This is a genomic window from Prescottella defluvii (genome assembly GCF_000738775.1).
GTDB lineage: Bacteria > Actinomycetota > Actinomycetes > Mycobacteriales > Mycobacteriaceae > Prescottella > Prescottella defluvii.
Genome location: NZ_JPOC01000029.1, coordinates 18,119 through 43,714, shown reverse-complemented (window position 1 = coordinate 43,714; position 25,596 = coordinate 18,119). Strand labels below are relative to the sequence as shown.

20 protein-coding genes are annotated in these 25,596 nt (G+C 69.4%); 10 read left to right on the top strand and 10 right to left on the bottom strand.

Annotated elements, in window-relative coordinates:
• Nucleotides 1-2 precede the first annotated feature (2 nt).
• Nucleotides 3-4,535, bottom strand: a complete 4,533-nt coding sequence (locus IJ15_RS0112065) for an ATP-dependent helicase (RefSeq protein WP_031938591.1) — start codon at nt 4,533-4,535, stop codon at nt 3-5.
• Nucleotides 4,536-4,682: 147 nt separating this feature from the next.
• On the opposite strand from IJ15_RS0112065, the gene IJ15_RS0112060 reads away from it, so the two are divergent.
• The 4 genes from IJ15_RS0112060 (at nt 4,683) to IJ15_RS0112045 (ending at nt 9,598) form a co-directional block, all read left to right on the top strand.
• A complete protein-coding gene (locus IJ15_RS0112060; RefSeq protein WP_081880708.1) occupies nt 4,683-5,495 on the top strand; it encodes a hypothetical protein in 813 nt (270 codons plus the stop codon).
• 71 nt (nt 5,496-5,566) lie between these two features.
• Nucleotides 5,567-7,195, top strand: coding sequence for an acyl-CoA dehydrogenase family protein (locus tag IJ15_RS0112055; protein WP_031938589.1), 1,629 nt, complete (start codon nt 5,567-5,569; stop codon nt 7,193-7,195).
• 45 nt (nt 7,196-7,240) lie between these two features.
• On the top strand, nt 7,241-8,749 hold the full coding sequence (locus IJ15_RS0112050; RefSeq protein WP_031938588.1) for an acyl-CoA synthetase: 1,509 nt from the start codon (nt 7,241-7,243) through the stop codon (nt 8,747-8,749).
• A 255-nt stretch (nt 8,750-9,004) separates the two neighbouring features.
• Nucleotides 9,005-9,598 carry a hypothetical protein gene (locus IJ15_RS0112045; protein WP_231569513.1) on the top strand — a complete coding sequence of 198 codons (594 nt, stop codon included), beginning with the start codon at nt 9,005-9,007 and terminating at the stop codon, nt 9,596-9,598.
• On the opposite strand, the gene IJ15_RS0112040 is transcribed toward IJ15_RS0112045, so the two are convergent.
• The gene (locus tag IJ15_RS0112040; RefSeq protein WP_031938586.1) at nt 9,592-10,224 is read right to left on the bottom strand and encodes a TetR/AcrR family transcriptional regulator; all 633 of its coding nucleotides are present in this window, start codon (nt 10,222-10,224) and stop codon (nt 9,592-9,594) included. The genes IJ15_RS0112045 and IJ15_RS0112040 overlap by 7 nt on opposite strands.
• A 61-nt stretch (nt 10,225-10,285) precedes the next feature.
• Here IJ15_RS0112040 and IJ15_RS0112035 point away from each other — a divergent pair, with 61 nt between their 5' ends.
• The 3 genes from IJ15_RS0112035 to IJ15_RS0112025 are packed head-to-tail and all read left to right on the top strand — an operon-like array spanning nt 10,286 to nt 13,520.
• Nucleotides 10,286-11,233: a patatin-like phospholipase family protein gene (locus IJ15_RS0112035; RefSeq protein WP_031938585.1), complete on the top strand. Its 948-nt coding sequence runs from the start codon at nt 10,286-10,288 to the stop codon at nt 11,231-11,233.
• Nucleotides 11,230-12,696: a flavin-containing monooxygenase gene (locus IJ15_RS0112030; RefSeq protein WP_031938584.1), complete on the top strand. Its 1,467-nt coding sequence runs from the start codon at nt 11,230-11,232 to the stop codon at nt 12,694-12,696. Before IJ15_RS0112035 ends, IJ15_RS0112030 begins: the two co-directional genes overlap by 4 nt.
• The gene (locus IJ15_RS0112025; protein ID WP_031938583.1) at nt 12,693-13,520 is read left to right on the top strand and encodes an SDR family oxidoreductase; all 828 of its coding nucleotides are present in this window, start codon (nt 12,693-12,695) and stop codon (nt 13,518-13,520) included. Before IJ15_RS0112030 ends, IJ15_RS0112025 begins: the two co-directional genes overlap by 4 nt.
• A 21-nt stretch (nt 13,521-13,541) precedes the next feature.
• Here the strand turns inward: IJ15_RS0112025 and IJ15_RS0112020 are convergent, their stop codons facing one another.
• The 3 genes from IJ15_RS0112020 to hglS form a co-directional block, all read right to left on the bottom strand.
• The gene (locus IJ15_RS0112020) at nt 13,542-14,084 is read right to left on the bottom strand and encodes a hypothetical protein (protein WP_197059808.1); all 543 of its coding nucleotides are present in this window, start codon (nt 14,082-14,084) and stop codon (nt 13,542-13,544) included.
• 104 nt (nt 14,085-14,188) lie between these two features.
• On the bottom strand, nt 14,189-15,718 hold the full coding sequence (gene amaB, locus IJ15_RS0112015) for an L-piperidine-6-carboxylate dehydrogenase (RefSeq protein ID WP_031938581.1): 1,530 nt from the start codon (nt 15,716-15,718) through the stop codon (nt 14,189-14,191).
• Nucleotides 15,715-16,965 (bottom strand): 2-oxoadipate dioxygenase/decarboxylase, encoded by a 1,251-nt coding sequence (gene hglS, locus IJ15_RS0112010; protein ID WP_031938580.1) that lies wholly within the window; start codon nt 16,963-16,965, stop codon nt 15,715-15,717. Before hglS ends, amaB begins: the two co-directional genes overlap by 4 nt.
• A gap of 65 nt (nt 16,966-17,030) precedes the next feature.
• On the opposite strand from hglS, the gene lat reads away from it, so the two are divergent.
• The 3 genes from lat to IJ15_RS0111995 all read left to right on the top strand — a co-directional run bounded on the left by lat (nt 17,031) and on the right by IJ15_RS0111995 (nt 20,927).
• Entirely contained in the window at nt 17,031-18,371 is a 1,341-nt protein-coding gene (gene lat / locus IJ15_RS0112005; protein ID WP_031938579.1) for an L-lysine 6-transaminase, read from the top strand.
• 109 nt (nt 18,372-18,480) lie between these two features.
• Nucleotides 18,481-20,031 (top strand): Rieske 2Fe-2S domain-containing protein, encoded by a 1,551-nt coding sequence (locus tag IJ15_RS0112000; protein WP_031938578.1) that lies wholly within the window; start codon nt 18,481-18,483, stop codon nt 20,029-20,031.
• An 80-nt stretch (nt 20,032-20,111) separates the two neighbouring features.
• Nucleotides 20,112-20,927 carry a tyrosine-protein phosphatase gene (locus tag IJ15_RS0111995; RefSeq protein WP_031938577.1) on the top strand — a complete coding sequence of 272 codons (816 nt, stop codon included), beginning with the start codon at nt 20,112-20,114 and terminating at the stop codon, nt 20,925-20,927.
• A gap of 3 nt (nt 20,928-20,930) precedes the next feature.
• Here IJ15_RS0111995 and IJ15_RS0111990 read toward each other — a convergent pair whose 3' ends face one another.
• From IJ15_RS0111990 to IJ15_RS0111970, 5 genes are all read right to left on the bottom strand, one after another.
• Complete coding sequence (locus tag IJ15_RS0111990) at nt 20,931-21,221, bottom strand: VanZ family protein (RefSeq protein ID WP_051918814.1); 291 nt, start codon at nt 21,219-21,221, stop codon at nt 20,931-20,933.
• A 71-nt stretch (nt 21,222-21,292) separates the two neighbouring features.
• Nucleotides 21,293-21,634 carry a hypothetical protein gene (locus IJ15_RS0111985; RefSeq protein ID WP_031938575.1) on the bottom strand — a complete coding sequence of 114 codons (342 nt, stop codon included), beginning with the start codon at nt 21,632-21,634 and terminating at the stop codon, nt 21,293-21,295.
• A complete protein-coding gene (locus IJ15_RS0111980; RefSeq protein WP_031938574.1) occupies nt 21,634-22,038 on the bottom strand; it encodes a DUF1707 SHOCT-like domain-containing protein in 405 nt (134 codons plus the stop codon). The genes IJ15_RS0111985 and IJ15_RS0111980 overlap by 1 nt, the downstream gene beginning before the upstream one ends.
• Nucleotides 22,039-22,135: 97 nt before the next feature.
• Entirely contained in the window at nt 22,136-23,926 is a 1,791-nt protein-coding gene (locus IJ15_RS0111975; RefSeq protein ID WP_031938573.1) for an acetyl/propionyl/methylcrotonyl-CoA carboxylase subunit alpha, read from the bottom strand.
• Between the two features lie 158 nt (nt 23,927-24,084).
• The gene (locus tag IJ15_RS0111970) at nt 24,085-25,566 is read right to left on the bottom strand and encodes a condensation domain-containing protein (protein ID WP_231569512.1); all 1,482 of its coding nucleotides are present in this window, start codon (nt 25,564-25,566) and stop codon (nt 24,085-24,087) included.
• Between the last annotated feature and the right edge of the window lie 30 nt (nt 25,567-25,596).

Here is a 25,596-nt window from a genome sequence, read left to right as displayed (position 1 = left end):
CCTCACGCCCGCAGGCGGAATCCGCGCGGCGTCGCCGAGAAACCGACCTCCGCGAGCAACTGGCCGAAGTCGGCGGCGTCCCGTTCGTGGATGCTCACTCCGTCGACCTTCTCGACCACGACCTTGTCGATGCCGCCGCGTTTGACGGTGCCGGCGAGCGATTCCGCGGCGGTGCGCAGCGCCCCGATGTCGTCGGTGAAGGTGAGGACGGTGCGACCACCGCGCTCGACGAACAGCACCAGTTCGCCCTCGACGAGCACCACCAGGCCCCCGGCCTTGCGGCCGGGCCGATGTTTCGGGGCATTCTCGCCCGACATCGTCGGCGGCCACGGCAGTGCTGCGCCGTACGGGTTCGCGGGATCGCATGCCGCGAGCGTGACGGCGGGGGCGGACGTGTGCCGGCCCTCGATCGAGTCGCTGTGGCTGCGGAGTCGGTCGACGACGTCGGAGGTGGAGAACTGGGCGCCGCCGAGGGTGTCGACGAAGTAGCCGCGGCGGCAGCGTCCGCCGTCCTCGAAGCCGCTGAAGACCTTGTACATCAACGCGAATCCGCCGGGAACGTTCTCGCTCACCACCGATCCGCGGGTGACGACACCGTACCGTTCGAGCAGCAGGTCCGCGGTGGCGTGCGCGCGCAGCGTCGGATCCGGCTCGGGTTCGGGGAGCAGGGACCAGCGTCCGCCCGCGGTGGGTGGTCCGGGCCGGGTGGGCATCGTGGGCCGGCCCAGTCGCCGATAGGCGTGCGCGCGGGGAGCACGCCGCGGTGTGCGATGGCTGGGCGTGGACCGCGAGGTGTCCGACAGCAGTGCCCGCAGCGGCGCCAGCGTGTCGTTGCCGATGTATCCGGCCCACACCAGGTCCCACAGGGCGGCGGTGAGTGCGGTGTCGTCGGTCGCGCCGAGGGTGTCGGACAGTTGCCGGAAGAAGTACGCGCCACCGCCAGCGAGGGTGTCGAGAACGGCGCGGTGCATGTCCGTGAGCTCGATGTCGGCGGGCGCGGCGAGCGTGAGCGGTGACGACTCGGCGAGGTGCAGGCTCACCCAGCCGTCCTTGCCGGAGATCTGCCCGGCGCCCGACCACAGCACCTCGCCGGTGGAGGTGAGTTCGTCGAGCATCGCGGGGGAGTAGTCGCGGACCCGGGAGCCCAGGATCAGGGTCTCGAGAGCGGACGCCGGAACCGGAACGCCCGCAAGCTGTTCCACGACGGTCGCGACGCCGTCGATGCCGCGCAGCGACCCCCCGACATGCTGCCAGCCCGGCAGGAACCGGCCGAGGGTGGCGGTGCTCACCGGTTCGACGTCCTCGCGGGCCGCGGCCAGCGAACGCCGGCGCAGGCGCCGCAGTACCTCGGTGTCGCACCACTCGCTGCCGGTGGCGCCGGGACGGAACTCGCCCTCGACGACGCGCTTGTCGTTCGCGAGCCGGACCAGGACGTCCCGCGCGACTGCCGAGCCGATGCCGAACCGGGCGGCGGCCTCGGCGAGTGTGAACGGGCCGTGGGTGCGCGCGAAGCGGCTCACCAGATCGCCCAGTGGGTCGTCGACCGGTTCGATGAACGCCGCGGGCGTGCCGATCGGCAGCGGTACCCCGAGGCCGTCGCGTAGCCGGGCGGCGTCCTCGATCGCGGTCCACCACTGCCGGCCCGCGAACGAGACGTGCAGCGCCCGGCGGTGTTCCACCAGTTCCTCGAGCCACGGTAGTGGGTCGGCGGTGGCGCGGGCGGCGGCCTCCTCGGTGGTGACCGGACCCAGCAGACGCAACAGGTCGGCCATGCCTTCCGTGTCCCGCGCATGGCGTTCGGGAACCAGTCGTTGCAGTTCGCTCTCGGCCTTCGCGATGACGTCGGCGTCGAGCAGTTCGCGCAGTTCCACCCGTCCGAGCAGTTCCGCGAGCAGTGTCGAGTCGAGCGACAGGGCGGCGGCGCGGCGTTCGGCGAGGGGGCTGTCTCCCTCGTACATGAATGCGCCGACGTAGTCGAACAGCAGCGCACTCGCGAACGGCGACGGCGTGGCGGTCTCCACCTCGACGATACGGATCTGCCGACGTCCGATGCGGCCGAACATCTCCCGCAGCGCGGGGAGGTCGTAGACGTCCTGCAGGCACTCGCGCACCGTCTCGAGCAGGATCGGGAACGTCGGGTATTTGCGGGCGACGTCGAGCAACTGCGCCGAGCGTTGCCGCTGCTGCCACAGCGGTGCGCGCTTGCCGGGGGTGCGGCGCGGCAACAGCAGTGCGCGCGCGGCACATTCGCGGAACCGGGACGCGAACAGGGCCGAGCCGCCCACCTCGTCGGTGACGATGTCCTCGATCTCGTCGCGCTCGAACGCGAACAGGTCCGCGCCGGGCGGGGTGTCCTCGGTGTCCGGGAGGCGGACGATGATGCCGTCGTCGGAGGCGGTGGGCGCGGCGTCCACGCCGAACCGTTCCCGCAACCGGGCGCCGACCGCGAGCGCCCACGGCGCGTGCACCCGCAGGCCGTAGGGGGAGTGCAGGACCAGTCGCCAGTCACCGAGTTCGTCGCGGAACCGCTCGACCACCAGTGTCTTGTCGGTGGGTACGCGTCCGGTGGCCTGCTGCTGGTCGGCGATCAGTGCGGTGAGGTTGGTGGTGGCGTTGGTGTCGAGGCCGCTCGCGGCGAGCCGGGTGGCTACCGCGTCGGGCGTGCTGGTGGACACCTCGCGCAGGAACCCGCCGAGCGCCTCACCGAGTTCGGCGGGGCGGCCCAGTCCGTCGCCGTGCCAGAACGGCAGCCGTCCGGGCAGGCCGTACGCGGGACTGACGAGCACGCGGTCGAAGGTGATCTCCTCGATCCGCCAACTGGTGGCCCCGAGCGCGAAGACGTCGCCGACGCGGGACTCGTAGACCATCTCCTCGTCGAGTTCGCCCACCCGCGACTGCCGCTCGCCCACCATGTAGACGGCGAACAGGCCGCGGTCGGGGATGGCGCCGCCGGAGGTGACCGCGAGGCGCTGGGATCCGGGCCGTCCGGTGAGGGTTCCGGCATCGCGGTCCCACACCAGCCGTGGTCGCAGTTCGGCGAACTCGTCGGACGGGTAGCGGCCGGCGAGCAGATCCAGCGTCGACTCGTAGGCCGACCGGGGCAGCGTCGCGAACGATCCGCTGCGCCGGACGGTGTCGAACCACTGCTCCACGTCGAGGGGTTCGAGCGCGGTGGCGGCGACCGTCTGCTGCGCGAGGATATCGAGCGGATTGGCGGGGATGTCGAGGGCCTCGATCTGCCCGGTGGTCATGCGTTCGACGGTGACGGCGCAGTGGATGAGGTCGGTGCGGTGCTTGGGGAACAGCACGCCGCGGGAGATCTCGCCCACCTGGTGTCCGGCGCGGCCGACGCGTTGGAGACCGCTCGCGACCGACGGCGGCGCCTCGACCTGGACGACGAGGTCGACCGCACCCATGTCGATGCCGAGTTCGAGGCTGCTGGTGGCGACGACGCAGCGCAGCCGGCCCGACTTGAGGTCGTCCTCGATGATCGCGCGCTGGTCCTTGCTCACCGAGCCGTGGTGGGCGCGGGCCAGCAGCGGATCGGCGCCGTAGTTCACCTCGGTGGGAGCCCCGATCTGTGCGGGCGGTTTGCCCTGCTTCTCGACGGTGCCGCCGAGGCGTTCGGCGTAGATCTCGTTGAGCCGCGCGGTGAGCTTCTCGGCGAGCCGCCGCGAATTCGCGAACACGATCGACGAGCGATGTTCGAGGATCAGGTCCACGATCTGCTCCTCGACGTGCGGCCAGATGGACCCGGCCTGCGGCGCCGGCGACAGTGAGTCCGGATTCGGTTCCGCGACACCGAGTTCGGTCATGTCCTCGACCGGGACCCGCACCGTGAGATCGAACGTCTTGGCGGCCGGGGGTGCCACGATCCGGATGGGCGCGGAACCTGCCAGGAACCGGCCCACCTCCTCGTGCGGACGGACGGTCGCCGACAGCCCGATCCGCTGCGCGGGCCTCGTGAGGAGTTGATCGAGGCGTTCGAGCGAGAGGGCGAGGTGCGCGCCGCGCTTGGTGCCCGCGACGGCATGGACCTCGTCGACGATCACCGTCTCCACCCCGGCCAGGGTCTCCCGCGCCGCCGACGTCAGCATCAGGAACAGCGACTCGGGCGTCGTGATGAGGATGTCGGGCGGGGTCTTGATCAGCTTGCGACGCTCGCCGGTGGGGGTGTCACCGGAACGGACGCCGACGCGGATCTCCGGCGGCTCGGCGCCGAGGCGCTTCGCGGTCTGGGTGATCCCGACCAGTGGGGCGCGCAGGTTGCGCTCGACGTCGACACCGAGGGCCTTGAGCGGCGAGATGTACAGGACGCGGGTGGCCCGGTCCGTCTCCGTCGACGTCGCCAGCCGGTCCAGCGCCCACAGGAACGCCGACAGCGTCTTGCCGGACCCGGTGGGCGCCACGACCAGGGTGTGCGACCCGCTCGCGATCGAGTCCCACGCACCGAGCTGCGCGGCCGTGGGCGCATCGAAGGCACCGTCGAACCACTCCCGGGTGGGGGCGGAGAAGCGGTCGAGGACGGCGTCCATGCGCTCCATCTTGCCCGCAGGGTCCGACATGCGGCAGACGTCTCCCCGGGCGCGGCGGCATGTCGGTCTCGCCGCTCTGCCGGGGTCCGGGGGCACCGGATCGGCCCCCTCGGTCTGGAGCAGCGGTGAAATCCTTACGGTTGGACGATGCCGCAGGGGCATGTCTCGTTGCCCTGCCTGCGTGACAAGGAGCGAAACAACGTGGACGATGCGATCGGCTCTCCGCCGCTCGACCTGGGGGCTCATCTGCCGCGACTGACGGCGCGCGGAGTGATTCTCAGTCTCCTCGTGAGCAACCATCCGGCGCGGCCGACGCCGGCGCAGGTCGTTCGCGCGGCGGGCGTGTTCGGGATCAAGGAATCCGCGGCGCGAGTCGCGTTGAGTCGGATGGTTTCCGGCGGTGACCTGATCCGCACCCCCGACGGCTTCCTGCTGAGTGGGCCGCTCCTCGAGCGTCGTCAACGGGTGATGCACGAGGTCGAGCAGGAGACCCGCCCGTGGAACGGGGGCTGGGAGATGGTCATCGTCACCGGGACCGGGCGCGATCCCGGTGATCGGGCCGCGTTGCGCTCCCGACTGTCCCGGCTCCGGCTGGCGGAACTGCGCGAGGGCGTCTGGCTTCGTCCGGCCAATCTGGCGCGCTCTCTGGACCTGGCCGACGAACCGGTGGAGGTGTTGGCTGGAAGCCCGGTGCGCGACGCCGTCGAACTGCTCGGTTCGTTGTGGGATCTGCCGGCCTGGGAGGAAGAGTCCCGGCGGCTGCTCGACCTGATGGATCGGGCCGAGAGCACCGTCGACCGATTCACCGTCGCAACCGCGATCGTCCGACACCTGCTCACCGACCCTGTTCTGCCTCAGGAACTTCGGCCGAATCCGTGGACGGTCGACCGGGTGTACGAGGCATGGGCTGCGTACCAGGAGGAGTTCGTGTCGATTCCGGAGGTCGGCCACACGAACTGACCTGTATTACCTATTGACTTCGACTGTTTTCGAAACGTAATGTCCGGATCGGGCAGTCGAAGGAGGCAGTCATGCAGACACACGAGGTGTTCAACCAGTCCGTACCGCTCTACGGCCACAACGTCGCCGACGATGCGACCCTGCTCGAGGGGCTGGTCCGCGAAGGTGCCGATTGGGCGGTCGACGACGTCGACCGGCTCGGCACGCTCGCCGGAACCGAGCAGGTCCAGGAATGGGGCCGACTCGCGAACGAGAATCCGCCCGTTCTGCGGCCCTACGATCGATTCGGCCACCGCATCGACGACATCGAGTTCCATCCGGCGTGGCACGAACTGATGTCCGTGGCGGTCGCCAACGGGATGCACGGGGCCCCGTGGAGCGACCCCAGGGCGGGCAGCCACGTCGCGCGCGCCGCCAAGTTCTACGTGTGGAGCAACGTCGAAGCAGGTCACACCTGTCCGATCTCGGCGACCTATGCATCGGTGCCGGCACTGCGGGACACCCCCGAACTGGCCGCGATCTACGAGCCGTTGCTGTCGAACGCCTTCTACGAGGGCGGTCTCCGGACACCGCTGGAGAAGCCGGGTCTGCTCGCCACGATGTCGATGACGGAGAAGCAGGGCGGTTCCGACATCCGCGCCAACACCACCCGTGCCACCCGGCAGTCGGACGGGACGTACCGGATCGTCGGCCACAAGTGGTTCACCTCCGCGACGATGGCCGACCTGTTCCTCGTGCTCGCCCAGACCGACGCCGGGGTCACCTGCTTCCTGGTGCCGCGCGTGCTGGAGGACGGCACCCGCAACAACGTTCGCCTGATGCGGCTCAAGGACAAGCTGGGCAACCGGTCGAACCCGTCGGCGGAGATCGAGTACGAGAACGCGGTCGCGTGGCGGATCGGTGACGAGGGCCGCGGCGTGCCGACGATCATCAAGATGGTCAACATGACCCGGCTCGACTGCCTGATCGGGGCAGCGTCCGGGATGCGTCGCGGTGTCACCCAGGCCGTGCATCACGCCACCCACCGGAAGGCATTCGGCCGGTACCTCATCGACCAGCCCCTGATGAAGAACGTCCTGGCCGACCTGGCCGTGGAGTCGGAGGCGGCGTCGCTGCTGATGATGCGACTGGCGGGTGCCCACGATCGGGCCACGCGCGGGGACGCGGCGGAGTCCGCGTTCCTCCGGTTGGCGCTCGCGGTCGGCAAGTACTGGGTCTGCAAGCGGTGGCCCGCACATGCGGCCGAGGCGATGGAATGCTTCGGCGGCAACGGCTTCATCGAGGAATCTCAGATGCCGCGCCTGTTCCGGGAATCCCCACTCAACGGGATCTGGGAAGGCAGCGGAAACGTTGCGGCGCTCGATGTTCTGCGAGCAATGGGCAAGAACCCCGGCACGGTCGACGCCTTCTTCGGTGAGGTCGCGGCGGCCGGCCCCGAACCGAGCATTCAGCGCGCGGTCCGCGAGATCCGCTCCCAGTTGGCCGATCTGGCGGACGCCGAGGTCCTGGCCCGCCGTGTGATCGAGAAGATGGCGCTGGTCCTGCAGGCGTCGCTCCTGGTGCGGTACGGCAATCCTGCGGTCGCCGATGCGTTCATCGCGACCCGGCTGAACGGTGACCGGGGCAGCGTGTACGGAACGCTGCCCGCCGGCGTCGACTTCGCGGCAATCATCGATCGCGTCACCTCGAAGGTCGGCTGACTGAGCCGACCGCTCCCCGGAACACAATGTCGAAGGAGTCGATCAATGCACGGAATCGGTGACTGGGCCACCAGGCGGGCCCAATTGAGCGGAGACAAGGTCGCTTTCGTGGCCGGTGGTCGGTCGTGGACCTACGGTGAGTTCGACGACCGCACCAACCGGTTGGCGAACCAGCTACGGGATCGGTTCGGCGTCAGGCGCGGGGACCGCATCGCCGCGGTCGTGCCCACGTCCGTGGAATGCCTCGAGATCCTTTTCGCGGCAGCCAAACTCGGCGCGATCTTCACGCCGGTCAACGTCCGGCTGACGACGTCCGAGATCGGCTATGTGCTGGCCGATCTCGGTGCGCAACTGCTCTTCGTGCACGGCGCGTTCCCGCAGGCGTCGGACGCTGTGAACGAACCGGGCGTACGGGTGCGTGACGTCGTCGCGCTGGGGACGGAGTACGACGCACTGGTGGCGACGGCCGATCCGGCACCGTTGCCGACGATTGCGGATCGTCACGACGTCGCGGTCATCATGTACACGTCCGGCACCACGGGGCGGCCCAAGGGCGCCATGATCACGCACGAGAACCTTCGGGCGAATGCGGCGGCCGTCGTCTCGGCGTTCGGACTCCGCTCGTCCGACGTCACCGTGACGGCGCTTCCGATGTTCCACATCGGTGGGCTGGGGCTCTACACACTGCCCTTCATCTACGTGGGCGCCAGGAACGTGATCATGCCGTCGTTCGATCCGGTCGCGGTCCTCGACGCGGTGGTGGCGCACCGGGCGACCCAACTGCTGCTGGTGCCCACGATGTGGCAGGCCGTCATGGGTGTGCCCGACCTGGAGAGCTACGACCTGTCCTCGCTCGAGTGCGCCCTGACATCCGGTGCCCCCGCGCCCGTCTCGGTGCTCGACTTCCTGGCCCGCAGCGGTATCCCGTTCCGGGAAGGATTCGGAATGACCGAATGCGCCCCGTCGATCTCCCTGCTCGACTCCGAGTTCGTACGCGAGAAGGCCGGATCGATCGGCCGACCGCTCTTCGGGATCGACACGCGGTTGGTCGACGACCTGGACCGCGATGTTCCGGTCGGAACGGTCGGAGAACTGTTGGTCCGCGCCGACAACGTGTTCGCCGGGTACTGGATGCGCCCCGAGGAGACGTCCCACGCGCTACGGGGCGGCTGGTTCCACACCGGGGACCTGGCACGAGTGGACGACGAGGGTTTCATCACCCTGGTCGACCGGAAGAAGGACATGCTCATCAGCGGCGGCGAGAACGTGTACTCCCGTGAGGTGGAGGTGGTGATCGCGGAGATGCCCGGTGTGCGCGACGTCGCGGTGGTCGCCGCCGCGCACGAGAAGTGGGGGGAGACCCCGGTGGCCTTCGTCGTGGCGGCCGAGGGCGCCGTACTCACCGAGGACGACGTCATCGCCTTCGCGCGACAGCGGTTGGCACGGTTCAAGGTGCCGACCCGGATCCGTTTCATCGAGGCGTTGCCGACGACGGCCACGGGCAAGGTCCAGAAGAACACGCTCCGCGATCGCCTGCTCACCGAGGCGGTCTGATCGGGAACTCCACCGGGGCAACCCGGTGGAGTTCCGTTGTCCCGGAACATTTTCGGGAGGAAGGAAATGCGGTCGAATCGGACAGTGGGGTGCGCTGCCGAACGGGCGACGGGCCGCGTCGTCGAAAGTGCTCGAGATTCGGTCGAGAATCCCGGTAAGGCCGTACAGACCGGCCTCCACTCACTAGTCTAATGGATGTTCCGGACGGTCTTTGACCAGGTCGGGGCCGTCTTCCTGCAAGGAGGGGAGCTCCCCGTGAAACTCCACAGAACCGCTGCCGTGTCCGTACTGGCAATCGCGGCACTCGGCGTTGCGACCGGCACCGCGTACGCGGAACCGGGCGCGCCGCCCGAGGTGATCCACTACCAGACCCAGATCGGCGCGAACGGCACCTCGCTCGACACCGTCCTCGACTCCGGCACGTTCCGCGTCGCCGGTGGCGTCGTCGACGTCGTGGCCCCGTCCGGTGCCACGGTCGGCACCATCCCGCTGACGTACCCGGTCGCCGGCACCACCGTGCCGCTGTCCGCGATCGTCGACGGCAACAGGCTCACCCTCGCACCGGCGATCCCGGCGCAGGGTGTCGCGGCGCTGCACGACGTCGACGCCCGACAGGATGCCTACTCCAACATGGTCCGTGAGATCGAGAAGGGCTGGAACGCCGGCGGTCAGATGAATGCGCAGGTCGGTGCCGGCGTCGGTGCGGTCGTCGGATGCGTGCTGTTCCTGTTCGTCGGGTGCATTCCCGGAGCGGCGATCGGTGGCGCGATCGGTGCAGCGAACGGCATCAACGCTGCGAATCCGGCGGCGCAGCCCGCGGTCTTCGATTTCATCGCCACGCTCTACTGACCGGGCCGGTCGCTCGCCCCAGGGTCGGGGAGGGGCGAGCCCTGGCGCAGGAGTGCGCGCAGGTTGTCGGTGACGATGCGCGCCGAGATACCGGGGTCGATGGCGCGCTGGATACCAAGTCCCACACCGAGACTGAGGATGCTGCGGGCCGCGTCCTCGGGTGGGAACGGCAGCTCGATCCCGGTCGCCGTGATCAGCGAATTCACCAGGGCCTGAACCATTCCGTGCGCCATGCCGAGAGTCGACGCGAGTGCGGCCTGCACCTCGGGGTCGTGCCGGCAGGCCGCGATGAACTCGAACTCGAGCATCGTCCAGCCCACGTCGCCGAGGGTGCGTTCGGCCCAGGCCTGGATGCGGTCGAGGAGTTCGTCGAGGCCGCCGTCCGCGGCCAGGAGCGCTGCGACCTCCTCGAACTTCGTCGTGTGGATGAGGTCGAGGACCTCGAGGCACAGCTCCTTCTTGCCGCGGAAATTCGAGTACACCGCGCCCTTCGAGTACCCGGCCTCCTCGGCGACCTTCTCGAGGGATGTCGCCGCGTAGCCGTCGGTGAGAAACAGGTCGCGCGCGGTCGCGAGCAGGTCCGCGCGGGTGCGGGCCTGGCTCTCCGATCTGGTCAAACGTGCCATGCGGTCATTCTCCCCGACGATTGGGCTACCGCCGGTATCTGAATGCTGTTAGTTTCTGAGTATGACGTCGAGTGACACACATCTCAGTCGCGGCTTGGTCATCGGATGCGGGGGAACGCTGGGGGCCGCGTGGACCGTCGCGGCACTGGTCGCGGTGCGGGACGCGCTCGGCTGGGATCCGCGCGACGCGGACGTCCTGGTCGGCACATCGGCGGGAGCCGAACTCGTCACGATGCTCGGGAGCGGCATCGGCGTCGACGAGATCCTCGCGATGCAACTGGGGGAGTCGACGCATCCGGTCCTCGCCGGCCATTTCGCGGGCGCGCCGGGCCGCTTCCCGCCGCTGCCGCGACCGCGCCCGGGTGCGCCCGGACTGCTGCGTCGCGAGTTGCCCACCATGACCAGGCTGAGCGGATTGCTGCCCGAGGGCCGCGGCAACGCGGGGTGGCTGGACCGTCTGGCCACCGGCGTCGCGGACGCCGGCGGCTGGGTCGCACATCCGCAGACGTGGCTGGTCGCGATGGACGCTGCCACCGGCGGGCGAGTGGCGTTCGGCGCGCAGGGGGCGCCGAACGTGACGCTGTCGGAGGCGCTGCGAGCGTCATGGGCGATCCCGGGTTGGATGTCACCCGTCCGGATCGGCGGCAGGCGGTTCGTCGACGGCGGAGCGGCGTCCACCGCGTCGGCCGACCTGCTGGCCGGCCGCGGACTCGACGAGGTGATCGTGCTGGCGCCGATGGCCTCCCGCGGGCGGATCCCCGGCCGCGGCTCGGCCGTCCTCGAACGGCTGGTGCTCCGGAACTGGATGAGCGCCGGCCTCGACGCCGAGTGCGCGGCATTGGAGGCGTCCGGCACCCGGGTGATCCGGATCGACGCGACCGCCGACGACCTCGCCGTGATGGGCGCGAACTTCATGGACGACCGACGCCGGCTCGCGACTCTCGAACACTCGCTGCGCAGCACCCGCACCGCGGTGGAGCGTGCCCTCGAGACGGGAGCCCGCGCATGACCCGCCACCACGACGTGATCGTCGTCGGCGCCGGAATCTCGGGCATCGGCGCCGTGATCCGGCTGCAGCGCATGGGGATCGGCGACGTCGTGATCCTCGAGAAGTCCGACGCGCTCGGCGGAACCTGGCGCGACAACACCTACCCCGGGTGCGCGTGCGACGTGCCGTCGGCGCTGTACTCGTACTCGTTCGCGCCCAACCCCGGCTGGAGCCGATTGTTCGCGGGTCAGAACGAGATCCGCGAATACATCGAGAAGGCCGCTGCCGCTCACGACGTGCACGAGCGCATCGAGTTCGGTACCGAACTGCTGCGCGCCCAGTGGGACGAGACGGCGCGGCGATGGGTGCTGGACACCAGTACGGGGACCTTCACCGCGAACACGGTGATCGCGGCCGCCGGCCCGTGGAACCAGCCGCTGGTCCCGGACATTCCAGGGCTCGACGGCTTCACCGGCGAGGTATTCCACTCGTCGTGCTGGAACCACGACTACGACCTGTCCGGCAAACGCGTCGCGGTCGTCGGGACGGGCGCGTCGGCGGTGCAGTTCGTACCGGAGATCGCACCGACGGTGGGGGAGTTGCACCTGTATCAGCGCACTGCGCAGTGGGTGCTGCCCAAGCCCGACACCGCCCTGCCCGGCCCGGTTCGTGCGGCGATCGGCGCGATTCCCGGATCACTGAATGCGCTGCGGCGCATCCAGTACGGGATCATGGAGGCGCTCGGCGTCGGCTTCCGCAACCCGTGGATCCTGCGGGTGATCCAGCAGATCGGACGACTCCAGTTGCGCGCCCAGGTGCGCGACCCGCGACTGCGGCGATCGCTCACCCCCGACTACACGCTCGGCTGCAAGCGGCTGCTGATGTCGAACACCTACTACCCGGCGCTCGGCCGCCCCAACGTCGAGGTGCACGCGAACGCGGTGCAGTCGGTGCGCGGCAACGTCGTGGTCGGTGCCGACGGTCAGGAACGCGAAGTCGACGCCATCATCTTCGGCACCGGGTTCCACATCCTCGACATGCCCATCGCGTCACGGGTGTTCGACGGTCACGGTCGCAGCCTGGGCGACCACTGGAAGGGCAGCCCGCAGGCCTACCTAGGCACCACCGTTGCCGGATTCCCCAACGCGTTCGTGCTGCTGGGGCCCGCGCTCGGCACCGGGCACACGTCGGCGTTCATGATCCTCGAGGCGCAACTCGACTATCTGACGGCCGCGATCGCCGCCGCCCGCGAGGCCGGCTGGACCCGGATGGAGACCCGCCCCGAGGTGCAGGCCGCGTTCAACGCGGAGGTGCAGCAGGCGCTGGGCACCACCGTCTACAACGCCGGAGGCTGCCAGAGCTACTTCCTCGACGTCAACGGCCGCAACAGTTTCAACTGGCCGTGGTCCACCGGGCGGATGCGGGAGCGGCTGCGGGACTTCGACGAATCTGCCTACCTGACATCCACGGAGGTCACGTCATGACCCGGTATCCCGATATCGACCCGAGCGGTGCCCGCGTCCTCGTCACCGGTGCCGGACGCGGCATCGGCAGGGCCACCGCGCGGGCGTTCGCGGCCCGCGGCGCGACCGTTGCCCTCGCCGACGTCGACCGGACCGCGGTCGAATCCGCCGCCGACGGTCTCGGCACCGCGCACGTGCTCGACGTCCGATCGCGCGCGTCGTGGGACGCGTGTGTCGGCGAGGTGGGCCCCATCGACATCCTGGTCAACAACGCCGGCGTCATGCCGGTCGGCGGTTTCCTCGAGGAGGCGGACGCGACCGGGGAGATGACGATCGACGTCAATGTGTGGGGGCCGATCCACGGCATGCGGGCGGTGGTGCCCGGCATGATCGAACGCGGACGCGGCCACGTCGTGAACGTCGCCTCGCTGGCCGGGAAGATCGCGATCCCCGGACTCGCGGTGTACAACGCGAGCAAGTATGCGGCCGTAGGCCTCTCGTCCGCGGCCCGGCTCGAATTCGCCGATCACGGGGTGAGCGTGTCCACCGTCCTGCCGAGCGCCGTTCGCACGACACTCACGTCGGGCATCCCGCTCGGTAAGGGCCTGCCCACCGTCGACCCCGAGGACATCGCCGACGCCATCGTGCGCACCCTGCGGACCCGGCGCGCCGAGACACCCGTCCCCGGCTACCTCGCGGCCCTCGACCTGGGCCTGGCGGTGGCTCCGGAACGGTTGGTGCGCTTGATCCGCCGGGCCGTCGGCGGCGAGCGGGCACTGACCCGCGTCGACCCCACCGCCCGCGCCGACTACGACGCGCGGTTGCGGCGGGGCGAACGTCAGTGACCGTCCGCCCGCCGCCGCCCGTCAACTCGACGACGTCGAACCGGTCCCGGCCGTGACCACCGCGATGCCGGCGGCGGGGCCGCCGTCGGGAAGTTGCACGAGTGGGCTGCCGGTGAACTTCAGGGTCGTGTCGTCCCATGCCATCAGCGGGAAGCTGACATTGTCCTGCCACGTCTCGTGCAGGTTCACGATGATCGAGTTCGCGAGGGTGCGGCCGTGCAGGACCCAGAACGTGTCCGGGGCAACCGCACCCGTGCCGACGAACTTCGCCGTCGGGGAGCTCAGTGCGTTCAGGTCGTACACGCGCCGATACTCGGTCAGTGTGAACGACCTTTTCGGCGCGGGATACTCCGTAGTCCCGATCGCCTCATAGATCGGGAACCCGGCGTTCCGGGCCGCGATCAGCGTCTGGGTCGTGATGCCCTGCGGCGCCGCAACACTCCCGAGACTTGCCGTGATCGGTGCAAGTGGATCCGCCGCCGCCCCCGCCGGTGCGGCCGCTGCGCCGCCGATCGCGATCGCCGCGACCACCCCCACCAGCGCGCGTCCGGTTGCTGTCCTCATGTTCATGGAGCCCCCTCCTGTCGAGTCGCCGACGGTGCGGGTCTGCTGACGGCACCGCGGCTACATCTGCATTGTCGGCGGGAGGCGTGCGGGCATTACACCCGTCAACCGAACTGCACCCCCTGCGCGAGGGGCAGTTCGTCCGAGTAGTTGACGGTGTTGGTGGCGCGGCGCATGTACGCCTTCCAGGCGTCCGACCCGGATTCACGTCCACCGCCGGTCTCCTTCTCGCCGCCGAACGCGCCCCCGATCTCGGCGCCGGACGTCCCGATGTTGACGTTCGCGATGCCGCAGTCGGAGCCGTCGGCGGCGAGGAAACGTTCGGCCTCACGCTGGTCGGTGGTGAAGATCGCCGACGACAAGCCCTGCGGGACAGCGTTGTGCAGTTCGATCGCCTCGCCGAACGTGTCGTAGGTGAGGACGTACAGGATCGGCGCGAACGTCTCGGCCCGCACGATCGCGGTCTGCGACGGCATGCGGACGAGCGCGGGCGTCACGTAGAACGAGCCACCGCCGCCGACCCGCTCACCGCCGGTCACCACCACGCCGCCGTCGGCGCGGGCGGTGTCCAGGGCGGCGTGCATCGCGTGCAGCGCGGCCCCGGAGATCAGCGGACCCACCAGGATGCCGTCGTCGAACGGGTCGCCGACCGGCAACTGCCGGTACGCGCCGGCGATCCGGTCCGTGACGTCGTCGACGATCGAGCGGTGCACGATCAACCGGCGCAACGTCGTGCACCGCTGGCCCGCGGTGCCGGCGGCCGCGAACACGACCGCCCGCACCGCCAGGTCCAGGTCGGCGGACGGGGTCACCACCGCGGCGTTGTTGCCGCCCAACTCCAGCAGACAGCGGCCGAAGCGGGCCGCCACCCGCGGTGCCACGGCCCGTCCCATCCGCACCGACCCGGTGGCGCTGACGAGCGCCACCCGCGGATCGTCGACGAGTTGCTCGCCCACCACCGCCGTCCCGAGCAGCACGTGGTGCAGGCCGTCGGGGGCGCCGCAATCCACGATCGCCCGGTGCAGCAGGGCGTCGCACGCCATCGCGGTGAGCGGGGTGGTCTCCGACGGCTTCCACACCACCGGGTCGCCGCACACCAGCGCCAGCGCGGTGTTCCACGACCACACCGCGACCGGGAAGTTGAACGCCGAGATCACCGCCACCACCCCCAGTGGGTGCCACGTCTCCGACAGGCGGTGGCCGGGACGCTCCGACGCCATCGTGCGGCCGTACAGCTGCCGGGACAGTCCCACCGCGAACTCGCAGACGTCGATCATCTCCTGCACCTCGCCGAGCGCCTCGGAGCGGATCTTGCCGGCCTCGAGCGTCACCAGATCGGCCAGATCCTGCTTGTGGCCGGTGAGCAGTTCGCCCAGTCGGCGCACCACCGCGGCGCGCTTCGGTGCGGGGACGGTCCGCCACGCCACGAACGCCTCGGCCGCGCGCCCCACCGCCGCGTCGACGGCGGCGTTCGTCGTCGGATGCAGAAACGCCAGGACCGAACCGTCGATGGGGGTGCGCGCGGTGAGCGGGGCGGGTCCGGCATCACCGGCGATCTCGGGAAGTGTTGCACCGCAACGGCCGAGCGCCGCGATCGCGCGACCCGCCAACACGCCGGTACCGGGAAGTGTCATGATCGTGGCCCTCCTGACCGTTCCTGCTGACGTCGATACAACTCGTACGGGTCGTGTACCTCACGGCCGATCACCGCGGCCAGCGCATCGAGGGAGAACTCGGTGCCGGACGCGTCGTGCATCGGGGTGTCCGAGTCCAGGTTCGACCGGAAGATCCCGGCCGCCGATCTCGGCAGGAAGTCCTCGTAGACGATCGGTGCGCGGACCCCGTCGTGGTACGTGAAGTAGGCCGTGCCCTGCTTCTCGAGCTCGTCCTCGGACCGCGGGAACCGTGTGTCCCACAACCGTTTCTCGTTGGACGGATCGGTGTCCATCAGCTCGTCGTACAGGGACCGGCCCTCCGGGGTGAGTGCGATCCCGCGGGCCTCGACCTCACCGAACCGCACCCGCAGCGCGCCATCGGTGATCGTGCCGTCCGGTTCGAGGAACCGGCGCGACTCGGCCAGCGCCCGGAACGACGTCTGCCGCAGCAGCACGGCCGGTCCGTCCCACCGCGGCGGTCCCTGGATCCGGTCGATCATCGCGATGCCGCGCGCCGACATCCGCGCATACAGGTCGTCGATGTCGAGCACCCGCGGCGTCAGGTGGTTGATGTGGGTGCTGGTGACGCCGCCGATGTCGGCGGCGACCGCGGAGACCTGCTCGAGTTCGCGGTACCAGGCCCGGTCGACCGGCTCGCCGGACAGCTCGAACACTCCGGTCGCCAACGTGAGGAACCGCTGCGCCTGCGACTCGTCGAGCCCACCGTCGTCGGCCGCGCGGCGGGCCAGCGACAGCAGCACGTCCGGGAACAGTCGGCGCCGGCCTGCAGCGGCGTCGAGTCGCCGCTGCAGGCCGGAGTCGAAGAAGCGCCGGTCGGCGGTGGTGAGCATCGACGTGAACACCCGGAACGGGTTGCGGGCCAGTTCGTCGGGTTCGATCGGGCGGAACGCCGTCGACACCACCGGAACCGGTGCAGTGGCCTCCCGCAGGTCGTAGAAGCCGACCGGGTACATGCCGAATCCGGCGAACAGGACTGCGACGTCGTGCATCTCGGCCGCGGTGCCGACCCGGATCGCACCGTGCCGCTCCGCCGTCACCCGGGCGATGCTGCCGAGGCGCTGCGCCGAATCCGGATGCGCGGCGAGGAAGTCCGCATTGACCTGTTCGGTGACCTCCATCAGGGTCGTGTAGGCGGGCACCTCGCGGCCGTACATACGAGACAGCGCCGCAGCGAATCTCGACCGCAGTTCGTGGATTTCGGCCATCGCCCCTCGATCGTACGAGTCCCGACAGCCCTCCGTGACCCGGAATGCTGACGTAGCCTTTTCGTATGAGCACCGCGGTCCGCCCCGCGGCCGGTGACTCGGACCTGCCGGCCGGGCGAGTACACGACGTCCTGCGAGCGCACATGCTCGCGGACGGGTTCGACCTCGTCCTCGACCTCGAGACGTCCCGCGGCGTCCGCGTCGTCGATCTCCGTGACGGCACGACTTATCTGGACATGTTCGGGTTCTTCGCGTCGTCCGCGCTCGGCATGAACCACCCGGCGCTCGCCGACGACGAACAGTTCCGCCACGAACTCGTCACCGCCGCGATCAACAAGCCCAGCAACTCCGACATCTACACCGTCCCGATGGCGCGCTTCGTCGACACCTTCGCGCGGGTCCTCGGCGACCCGGCGCTGCCGCACCTGTTCTTCGTCGACGGCGGCACCCTCGCGGTGGAGAACGCCCTCAAGGTCGCGTTCGACTGGAAGAGCCGCCGCAACGACGCCGCCGGCCGCGATCCGGCGCTCGGCACGCGGGTACTGCACCTGACCGAGGCGTTCCACGGCCGCAGCGGCTACACGCTGTCGCTCACCAACACCGACCCCGCCAAGATCGCCCGGTTCCCCAAGTTCGACTGGCCGCGGATCGATGCGCCCTATCTGTCCGAGGGCCGGGACGTCGTGGCCGCCGAGGACCGGGCGCTGGATCAGGCCCGCCGGGCGTTCGACGCGCACCCACACGACATCGCATGCTTCGTCGCCGAGCCGATCCAGGGGGAGGGCGGCGACCACCACTTCCGCCCCGAGTTCTTCGCCCGCATGCAGCAGTTGTGCCGCGAACACGACGCACTGCTGATCTTCGACGAGGTGCAGACCGGCTGCGGGCTCACCGGCACTGCCTGGGCCTACCAGCAGCTGGGTGTCACCCCCGACGTCGTCGCGTTCGGCAAGAAGACCCAGGTGTGCGGGATCATGGCCGGCGGGCGGGTCGACGAGGTCCACGACAACGTCTTCGCGGTCAGCTCGCGGATCAACTCGACGTGGGGCGGCAACCTCGCCGACATGGTCCGGGCCCGGCGCATCCTCGAGGTGATCGAGGAGGACCGGCTGATCGACCGCGCCCGGCTGTGCGGGACGCATCTGCTGCGCCGACTCGAAGACCTGGCAACCCGGCACGACGCCGTCACCGAACCCCGCGGCCGCGGCCTGATGTGCGCGATCACGCTGCCCACGGCCGAGTATCGGGACCGGCTGGTGGCGCAACTGCGGGAGCACGAACACGTGCTGTTCCTGGCGACCGGCGAACGGGGGATCCGCTTCCGGCCGCCGCTGACGGTGACCATCGCCGAACTCGACGCCGCCGTCGACGCCCTCGACCGGGTGCTCGTACTGGTCGGCTCGTAGGGACCGAAGTCCCCGATACCAGGTGTTTCGGCCCACAACCGTGGTGCGCCGGACAAAGCAGCGGCCTCGCCTCGTTACGATTGGCGGGGTCTATCGAGGAGGCAGACGAGTGCAGATCACCAGCGTCGGACACGCCGGATTCCACATCCAGACCGAGGCGGGGTCGATTCTCTGCGACCCGTGGGTAAACCCCGCGTACTTCGCGTCGTGGTTCCCGTTCCCGGACAACACCGGACTCGACTGGGACGCCCTCGGCGACGTCGACTACCTGTACGTCTCGCACCTGCACAAGGATCACTTCGATCCGGAGACGCTCACCAAGCACGTCAACAAGGACGCGACCGTCCTGCTGCCGGACTACCCGGTGCCGGACCTCGAGCGGGAACTGCGCAAGCTGGGCTTCACCAAGTTCTTCGAGACCCAGGACTCCGTCAAGCACACGGTGAGCGGTCCCAAGGGCGACCTGGACGTCATGATCGTCGCGCTGCGCGCCCCCGCGGACGGCCCGATCGGCGACTCCGGCCTGGTCGTCTCCGACGGTGAGACCGTGTGCTTCAACATGAACGACGCCCGGCCCGTCGACATGGACCCGATGCTCGAGGCGTTCGGCAAGATCGACATCCACCTGCTGCAGTACTCGGGCGCCATCTGGTACCCGATGGTGTACGACATCCCGGCCGGCACCAAGCGCAACTTCGGCAAGCAGAAGCGTCAGCGCGGCATGGACCGCTGCCGCAGCTACATCGAGCAGGTCGGCGCCACCTGGGTCGTGCCGTCCGCCGGCCCGCCGGTGTTCCTCGACGACGCGCTCCGCGACCTGAACGACGATCACGGCGACGAGGGCAACATCTTCCCCGACCAGATCGTGTTCCTCGAGCAGATGCGCCTCCACGGCAACGACGGCGGCCTGCTGATGATCCCCGGCTCGACCGTCGACATCCACGGCGAGAAGGCCACGCTGGCGCACCCGATCCCGGACGCCGACGTCGACAAGATCTTCACCGACAAGGCCGCCTACATCGAGGACATGGCGCAGCGTCTGGCGCCGGTCATCGCAGCCGAGAAGGCGACGTGGGCGCCGGCGGAGGGCGAGCCGCTGCTCGGCCCGCTCAAGGCCAAGTTCGAGCCGATCATGGCGCAGTCCGACCTGATCTGCGACGGCATCGGCTACCCCGTGGGCCTGGTGATGGGGGACGAGACCGTGGTCCTCGACTTCCCGAACCGAACGGTCCGGGAGCCGCAGGAGGGCGACGGCAAGTACCGGTACGGCTTCCGCATCGCACCCGAACTGGTGCGCACCGTGCTGCGCGACGACGAGCCGGACTGGGTCAACACGATCTTCCTGTCCACCCGCTTCGAGGCGTGGCGCGTCGGCGGCTACAACGAGTTCCTCTACACGTTCTTCAAGTGCCTGACCGACGAGCGCATCGCCTACGCGGACGGCTGGTTCTCCGAGGCGCACGACGACAGCGCGTCGATCGAGGTCGGCGGCTACGAGATCCAGCGCCGCTGCCCGCACCTCAAGGCAGACCTCAGCAAGTTCGGTGTCGTCGAGGGCTCCAACCTGACGTGCAACCTGCACGGCTGGCAGTGGGACCTCGAGACCGGGCGCTGCAAGACCTCGAAGGGGCACGAACTGCGGTCCAAGAAGCTGGGCTGACCGCCCCACCTCGTACGACACGACACCGCCGGCCGGAGCTTTCGACAGCCCCGGCCGGCGGTCTCGTTTACCGTGGGCATATGACGTCAATTTCCGGTGCGACGCCCGGCGCGAGCATCCCCATCCAGTCCGTCCCGAACCTGCGCGACGTCGGCGGCTACCGGACGGGCGACGGTGGCACGGTCCGGTTCGGACGCTTCTACCGGTCGACCGACCTCAGCAAGATCACCGTCGACGACGCGCCGCGACTCGCGGACCTGGGCCTGGTCACCGTGTTCGACCTGCGCACGCACTCCGAGCGCGAAGCCGCACCCGACCGGCTGCCCCCGTCGGCGCGCGAGGTGGCGCTCGACGTCCTCGCGGACCGGGCGACGCAGGCAGTCCCGGCGCAGATGAAGGCGTTCCTCGAGGACCCGTCCATCGCGGTGTCGATGCTCGGGGAGCACAAGGCCCGCGGCTACATGCTGGGCAGCTACCGGGACTTCGTGACGATGCCGAGCGCGATCGCGTCGTACCGTTCGATGTTCACCGATCTCGCGGCCCGCGAGACACTGCCCGCGCTCGTGCACTGCACCACCGGCAAGGACCGCACCGGGTGGGCCACGGCGTCGCTGCTGATGCTCCTCGGGGTCGACGAGGACGACGTCTTCACCGACTACCTGCTCACCAATACGCTGCTGCTGCCGACGTTCGCGAGCGCGTTCGACAAGTTCGGTGCAGCCGGCGGCGACCCGGAGACCCTCAAGGACATTCTCGGTGTCCGAGCCGAATACCTGCACGCGGCGCTCGCACAGATGCGGGAGACGTTCGGCACGATCGAGGGCTACTTCACCGACGGTCTCGGCATCGACCGGGACGGCCAGCAGACCATCCGCGAGCACCTCATCGAGGGCTGACGGTCAGACAGGTATCCGCAACGGCCGCGCGAGCACCCGGGCCAGGACCAGTCCGAGTGCGATACCGACGGCGTCGGCGGCCGCGTCCCACACCGATCCGCTGCGCTGGATGGGCAGCGCGCCCTGCAGCACCTCTGACACCGCCGCGAACGCCAGCAGCCACGCCGCCGTCCACGCCACGCCGATGCGGGCGTAGCGGGACGTCAGCGCCAACGCCGCGAACATCAGTGCGTGCGTGACCTTGTCGCTGTTCTCCGGTCCACTCGGGACCGTCGAACCGGGGGAGAACAGCATCACGAGAACGACGACCGTCGCGATCGCGAGCGGCACGAAACGCCGATCGATCCTGTCGAACACGGGGCCCCTCAGCGCTCGGTGAGGGCCAGCCCGAGGGCGCCCTCGGTGAATCGTCGGACCGCGTCCGTGGCGGTGGCGAGGGCGTCCTCGTGCCCGGGGCGCGCCCAGCCGCTCACGGCGCCGACGTCGGCGGAGGGCGTCACACCGACCTCGGCGAGCAGTTCACCCGTCGTCGGCTCACACACGGCCCAGGAATAGTGTTCGTCGGCGGCCCACTGACGGGCCCGCTCGGCGACGTAGCCGGGGTCGGTGATGCCGCCGTCACGAAGCGCCGGACGGTCGTCGACCCGCTCGTCCGCCCGCAGCGCGCGCAGGTACCACGAACCGGCGTTGATCTCGATCGGTTCCATCAGTGGCCGCCGCGTCCTCTCCTGCCGTCCCCGCCGCCGAACAGGATCGCCCCTGTCGCGGGAATCAGGAGGAAGAACAGCCAACTGTTGTCGATCGGCACCAGGAAGAACAGTGCCAGCGCCACGAACGGGATCACCGCCATGACGATGTTGCGCCACGGCTTCTCCGGGGCGGCACTCTCGGCCTCGGGTGAGACCTTCGCCGCCGCCGCCGACGGTGTGAGCGCCGGCAGATCGTCGAACACCCGGTCCAGTTGCCCACGCGTCGTGGCCGCGGCGATCCGCCCGCTGCGCTCGTCGAACTCGGTGACGGTGAGCCGGCCGTCGGAGAGGTGCTGCGTCAGCGCGTCGAGTGCGTGTTCGCGTTCGACGGTGCCGACGCGAATTTCCGGAAGATCGGACATGCCGTAGAGACTACTGCCCGAACAGCCCCGAACAGCACTGTGCGCGCCTCGCGAATCGCGAGGCGCGCACAGAATGCTGGGTGTTCCTACCGGAGCATCACTTCAGTTCGGCGAGGACCGTTCCCTGGGTGATGGCGGCGCCGGCCTCGACCGACAGACCCGTCACGACACCGGCCTTGTGGGCGGTGACCGGGTTCTCCATCTTCATGGCCTCGAGGACCGCGATCAGATCGCCCTCGGCGACCTCCTGGCCCTCCTCGACGGCGACCTTGACGACGGTGCCCTGCATCGGGGCGGTCACGGCGTCACCGGACGCGGCACCGGCACCGGCGCCACCGCGCTTGCGCGCCTTCGGCTTCTTACGAACAGCGCCGCTGGCACCGCCAGAATTGCCGACCGAGAACGAACCGGGCAGCGAGACCTCGACACGACGGCCACCGACCTCGACGACGACCTGCTGACGGGGCAGGTTCTCCTCGTCATCGGCAACGACACCGGCGCCGGCGTACGGCTCGATGGTGTTGACCCAGTCGGTCTCGATCCACTTGGTGTAGATGTCGAACGACTCGCCGTTGCCGACGAATGCCGGGTTCTCGACGATGTGGCGGTGGAACGGGAGGACGGTCGCGAGGCCGTCGATCTCGAACTCGGCCAGAGCGCGCGATGCTCGCTGGAGGGCTTCTTCGCGGGTGGCTCCGGTGACGATGAGCTTGGCGAGCATCGAGTCGAACTGTCCGCCGATGACGTCGCCGGCGACGACACCGGAATCGACGCGCACGCCGGGGCCCGAGGGCTCGCGGTAGACGGCGACGGGGCCGGGAGCCGGCATGAAGCCGCGGCCGGCGTCCTCGCCGTTGATGCGGAACTCGAAGGAGTGACCGCGCGGGGTGGGATCTTCCTTGATGGAGAGCTCTTCACCGTTGGCGATCAGGAACTGCTGACGCACCAGGTCGATGCCCGCGGTCTCTTCCGTGACGGGGTGCTCGACCTGCAGGCGGGTGTTGACCTCGAGGAAGGAGACGGTGTCGCCCTGCACCAGGTACTCGACCGTGCCGGCGCCGTAGTAGCCGGCCTCCTTGCAGATGGCCTTCGCGGACGCGTGGATGCGGGCGCGCTGGTCGTCGGTCAGGAACGGCGCGGGGGCCTCCTCGACGAGCTTCTGGAAGCGGCGCTGCAGCGAGCAGTCGCGGGTGCCGGCGACGACGACGTTGCCGTGCTGGTCGGCGATGACCTGGGCCTCGACGTGGCGGGCCTTGTCCAGGTACTGCTCGACGAAGCACTCGCCGCGACCGAAGGCGGCGATGGCCTCACGGGTGGCCGACTCGAACAGCTCGGGGATCTCCTCGATGGTCTGCGCGACCTTCATGCCGCGACCGCCGCCACCGAAGGCAGCCTTGATCGCGACCGGGACGCCGTACTGCTTGGCGAACTCGACGACCTCGTCGGCGTTCTTGACCGGATCCTTGGTGCCGGCCGCCATCGGAGCGTTCGCGCGCTCGGCGATGTGGCGGGCGGTGACCTTGTCGCCGAGGTCGCGGATGGACTGCGGCGACGGGCCGATCCAGATCAGGCCCGCGTCGATGACGGCCTGCGCGAAGTCGGCGTTCTCCGACAGGAAGCCGTAGCCGGGGTGGACCGCGTCGGCGCCGGACTTCTTCGCGGCGTCGAGGATCTTGTCGAACACCAGGTAGGACTCGGCGGACGTCTGACCACCGAGGGCGAATGCCTCGTCGGCGAGCTTCACGAACTGTGCGTCCGCATCGGGCTCCGCGTAGACAGCGACGCTGCCGTATCCGGCGTCCTTAGCGGCTCGGATGACCCGCACAGCGATCTCGCCGCGGTTGGCGACAAGCACCTTCGTGATGTGCGCGCTGGCATGACTGGGCACTGAGCCTCCTGTGTTTCGCATGGTCTGTCCCCGCGGTTCACCCGTGAGCATCACCGGCAGGTATCTGATGGCATCTCATCGGAGTGTAGGCACCAATCCGATAGACGATGTAACCGGATCGGGCTTACACATTAAGGGCTGCGTTCGGCGCCGCAACCCTACTGATCAGTAGTGGTATGGATTCCCGCGGCGACGGCCGGTGCGACGGTGCGGGCCGGTTCCTCGGCCGGAACCACCTCCAGCAGGGCCCGCCTGGCCCGGTTCAGGAAGAGCCGGACCGCCTCGATCGCGGTGGGTGTTCCCGGAAACCGTGCGGAGACGTTGAGCCCGTGGGGCGTTCGGTTCACCCAGATGTACACGTCGTGGGTGTAGTGACGACTGCGGAGGGCGCGCGCCTGGACCTCGGGCCACTGCTGAGCCATCGGAACGAAACGGACATCCATGAACGACACGACGAACCGGGGTCGGATCGGAGTCGCGAGGATCTCCTCCACCCGGGCGAACGGCACCTTCGCCGCCGACTTCGTCGACGACACCGCGGCAGCCGCGCGCGCCGCGGACTCGGCGAAGTCGGCGGCCCCGGCGATGTCGAACTCGACGGGGGTCAGGCCCACGAACCAGCCGAGTGACGTCGCCCAGTGCGGATCGTGGCGGGTGTGCACCGGCGTCACCGTCCGGAACACCGTGTTGCCGGTGAGTTCGGCATTCGACTGGGCCAGGCACGCGAGAACGCCGGCGAAGAAGTTCTGCCCGGCGCGGTGGCACACCGTGTTGAAGGCCGCGGCCTGGCGGGCGTCGAACACCCACTCCGAGACCGCCTGCTGCGCGACCCGATTCTCCGGCCGCGGCCCCAGATCGAGGGGGAAATCCGACAGCCGGCCCTTGCTGCGCACGAAGGCCGTCCGCCAACAGTCGACGGCCGGGTGCCGGTGATCGACCGTCGCCGCGGCGGCGCGTTCCTCCGCACCGAAATCGATGTAGCTGCCGGCCGGAACCAGATCCGACGGGCTGCCCGTCAGCGCCTCGGTGTACAGACGGGTGATCTCGTGCGCGACCAGCACCACCGACAGTCCGTCGATCAGCGAATGATCCGCGGCGAAGAACACCGTGCAGCCCGGCTCGGGGTCCGAGTGTTCGAGCGTGACGAACAGATAGGCCGGCCAGCGATGCGGTGAGGTCAGCTCGTCGAACAGATCGTGCACCCGCTCGAAGACGGTATCGGCGTCGAACTCGTACTCGTGACGAACCTCATTGAGATCGATGTGGTCGGCGTCGATCGTGTACCGGCGGACCCGCCCGTCGGCGAGCAGTTCCGCCTGGCTGCGCAGCGGCTCGTGCCGGGTGATCCACGCACGGACCGCGGTGCGGAACGCGTCGTGATCGAGCGACCCGGGCAGGCGGAAAGCGGTCCCGAGCCACGACTCGCGGCCGTCGTCGTGGGTGCTGTCCGCGGTCCGCCGCAGGTGCGCCTCGTGGATGTAGGAGGCGGGACGGCCGTCCTCCACCCACCCGGGCCCCGCTTCGGGTAACCACTCGGTGAGCATGCCGGGGGAGATCGCGTAATCCGCGAGCTCGGTGAATTCCATCGTGGAGAATCCAGTCTCTTGTTCCGCCGCGGTGGCGGCAGTGAAGATCGTCACAGTCGAAGTTGCCGGGGAGGGTCGCTCCCC

Excerpts from the sequence above, each read along its gene's own strand:
- IJ15_RS0112065 (WP_031938591.1), bottom strand. The coding sequence starts at position 4,535 with ATGGACGCCGTCCTCGACCGCTTCTCCGCCCCCACCCGGGAGTGGTTC.
- IJ15_RS0112060 (WP_081880708.1), top strand. The coding sequence starts at position 4,683 with ATGCCGCAGGGGCATGTCTCGTTGCCCTGCCTGCGTGACAAGGAGCGA.
- IJ15_RS0112055 (WP_031938589.1), top strand. The coding sequence starts at position 5,567 with ATGCAGACACACGAGGTGTTCAACCAGTCCGTACCGCTCTACGGCCAC.
- IJ15_RS0112050 (WP_031938588.1), top strand. The coding sequence starts at position 7,241 with ATGCACGGAATCGGTGACTGGGCCACCAGGCGGGCCCAATTGAGCGGA.
- IJ15_RS0112040 (WP_031938586.1), bottom strand. The coding sequence starts at position 10,224 with ATGGCACGTTTGACCAGATCGGAGAGCCAGGCCCGCACCCGCGCGGAC.
- IJ15_RS0112035 (WP_031938585.1), top strand. The coding sequence starts at position 10,286 with ATGACGTCGAGTGACACACATCTCAGTCGCGGCTTGGTCATCGGATGC.
- IJ15_RS0112030 (WP_031938584.1), top strand. The coding sequence starts at position 11,230 with ATGACCCGCCACCACGACGTGATCGTCGTCGGCGCCGGAATCTCGGGC.
- IJ15_RS0112025 (WP_031938583.1), top strand. The coding sequence starts at position 12,693 with ATGACCCGGTATCCCGATATCGACCCGAGCGGTGCCCGCGTCCTCGTC.
- IJ15_RS0112020 (WP_197059808.1), bottom strand. The coding sequence starts at position 14,084 with ATGAGGACAGCAACCGGACGCGCGCTGGTGGGGGTGGTCGCGGCGATC.
- amaB (WP_031938581.1), bottom strand. The coding sequence starts at position 15,718 with ATGACACTTCCCGGTACCGGCGTGTTGGCGGGTCGCGCGATCGCGGCG.
- hglS (WP_031938580.1), bottom strand. The coding sequence starts at position 16,965 with ATGGCCGAAATCCACGAACTGCGGTCGAGATTCGCTGCGGCGCTGTCT.
- lat (WP_031938579.1), top strand. The coding sequence starts at position 17,031 with ATGAGCACCGCGGTCCGCCCCGCGGCCGGTGACTCGGACCTGCCGGCC.
- IJ15_RS0111995 (WP_031938577.1), top strand. The coding sequence starts at position 20,112 with ATGACGTCAATTTCCGGTGCGACGCCCGGCGCGAGCATCCCCATCCAG.
- IJ15_RS0111990 (WP_051918814.1), bottom strand. The coding sequence starts at position 21,221 with ATGCTGTTCTCCCCCGGTTCGACGGTCCCGAGTGGACCGGAGAACAGC.
- IJ15_RS0111985 (WP_031938575.1), bottom strand. The coding sequence starts at position 21,634 with ATGGAACCGATCGAGATCAACGCCGGTTCGTGGTACCTGCGCGCGCTG.
- IJ15_RS0111980 (WP_031938574.1), bottom strand. The coding sequence starts at position 22,038 with ATGTCCGATCTTCCGGAAATTCGCGTCGGCACCGTCGAACGCGAACAC.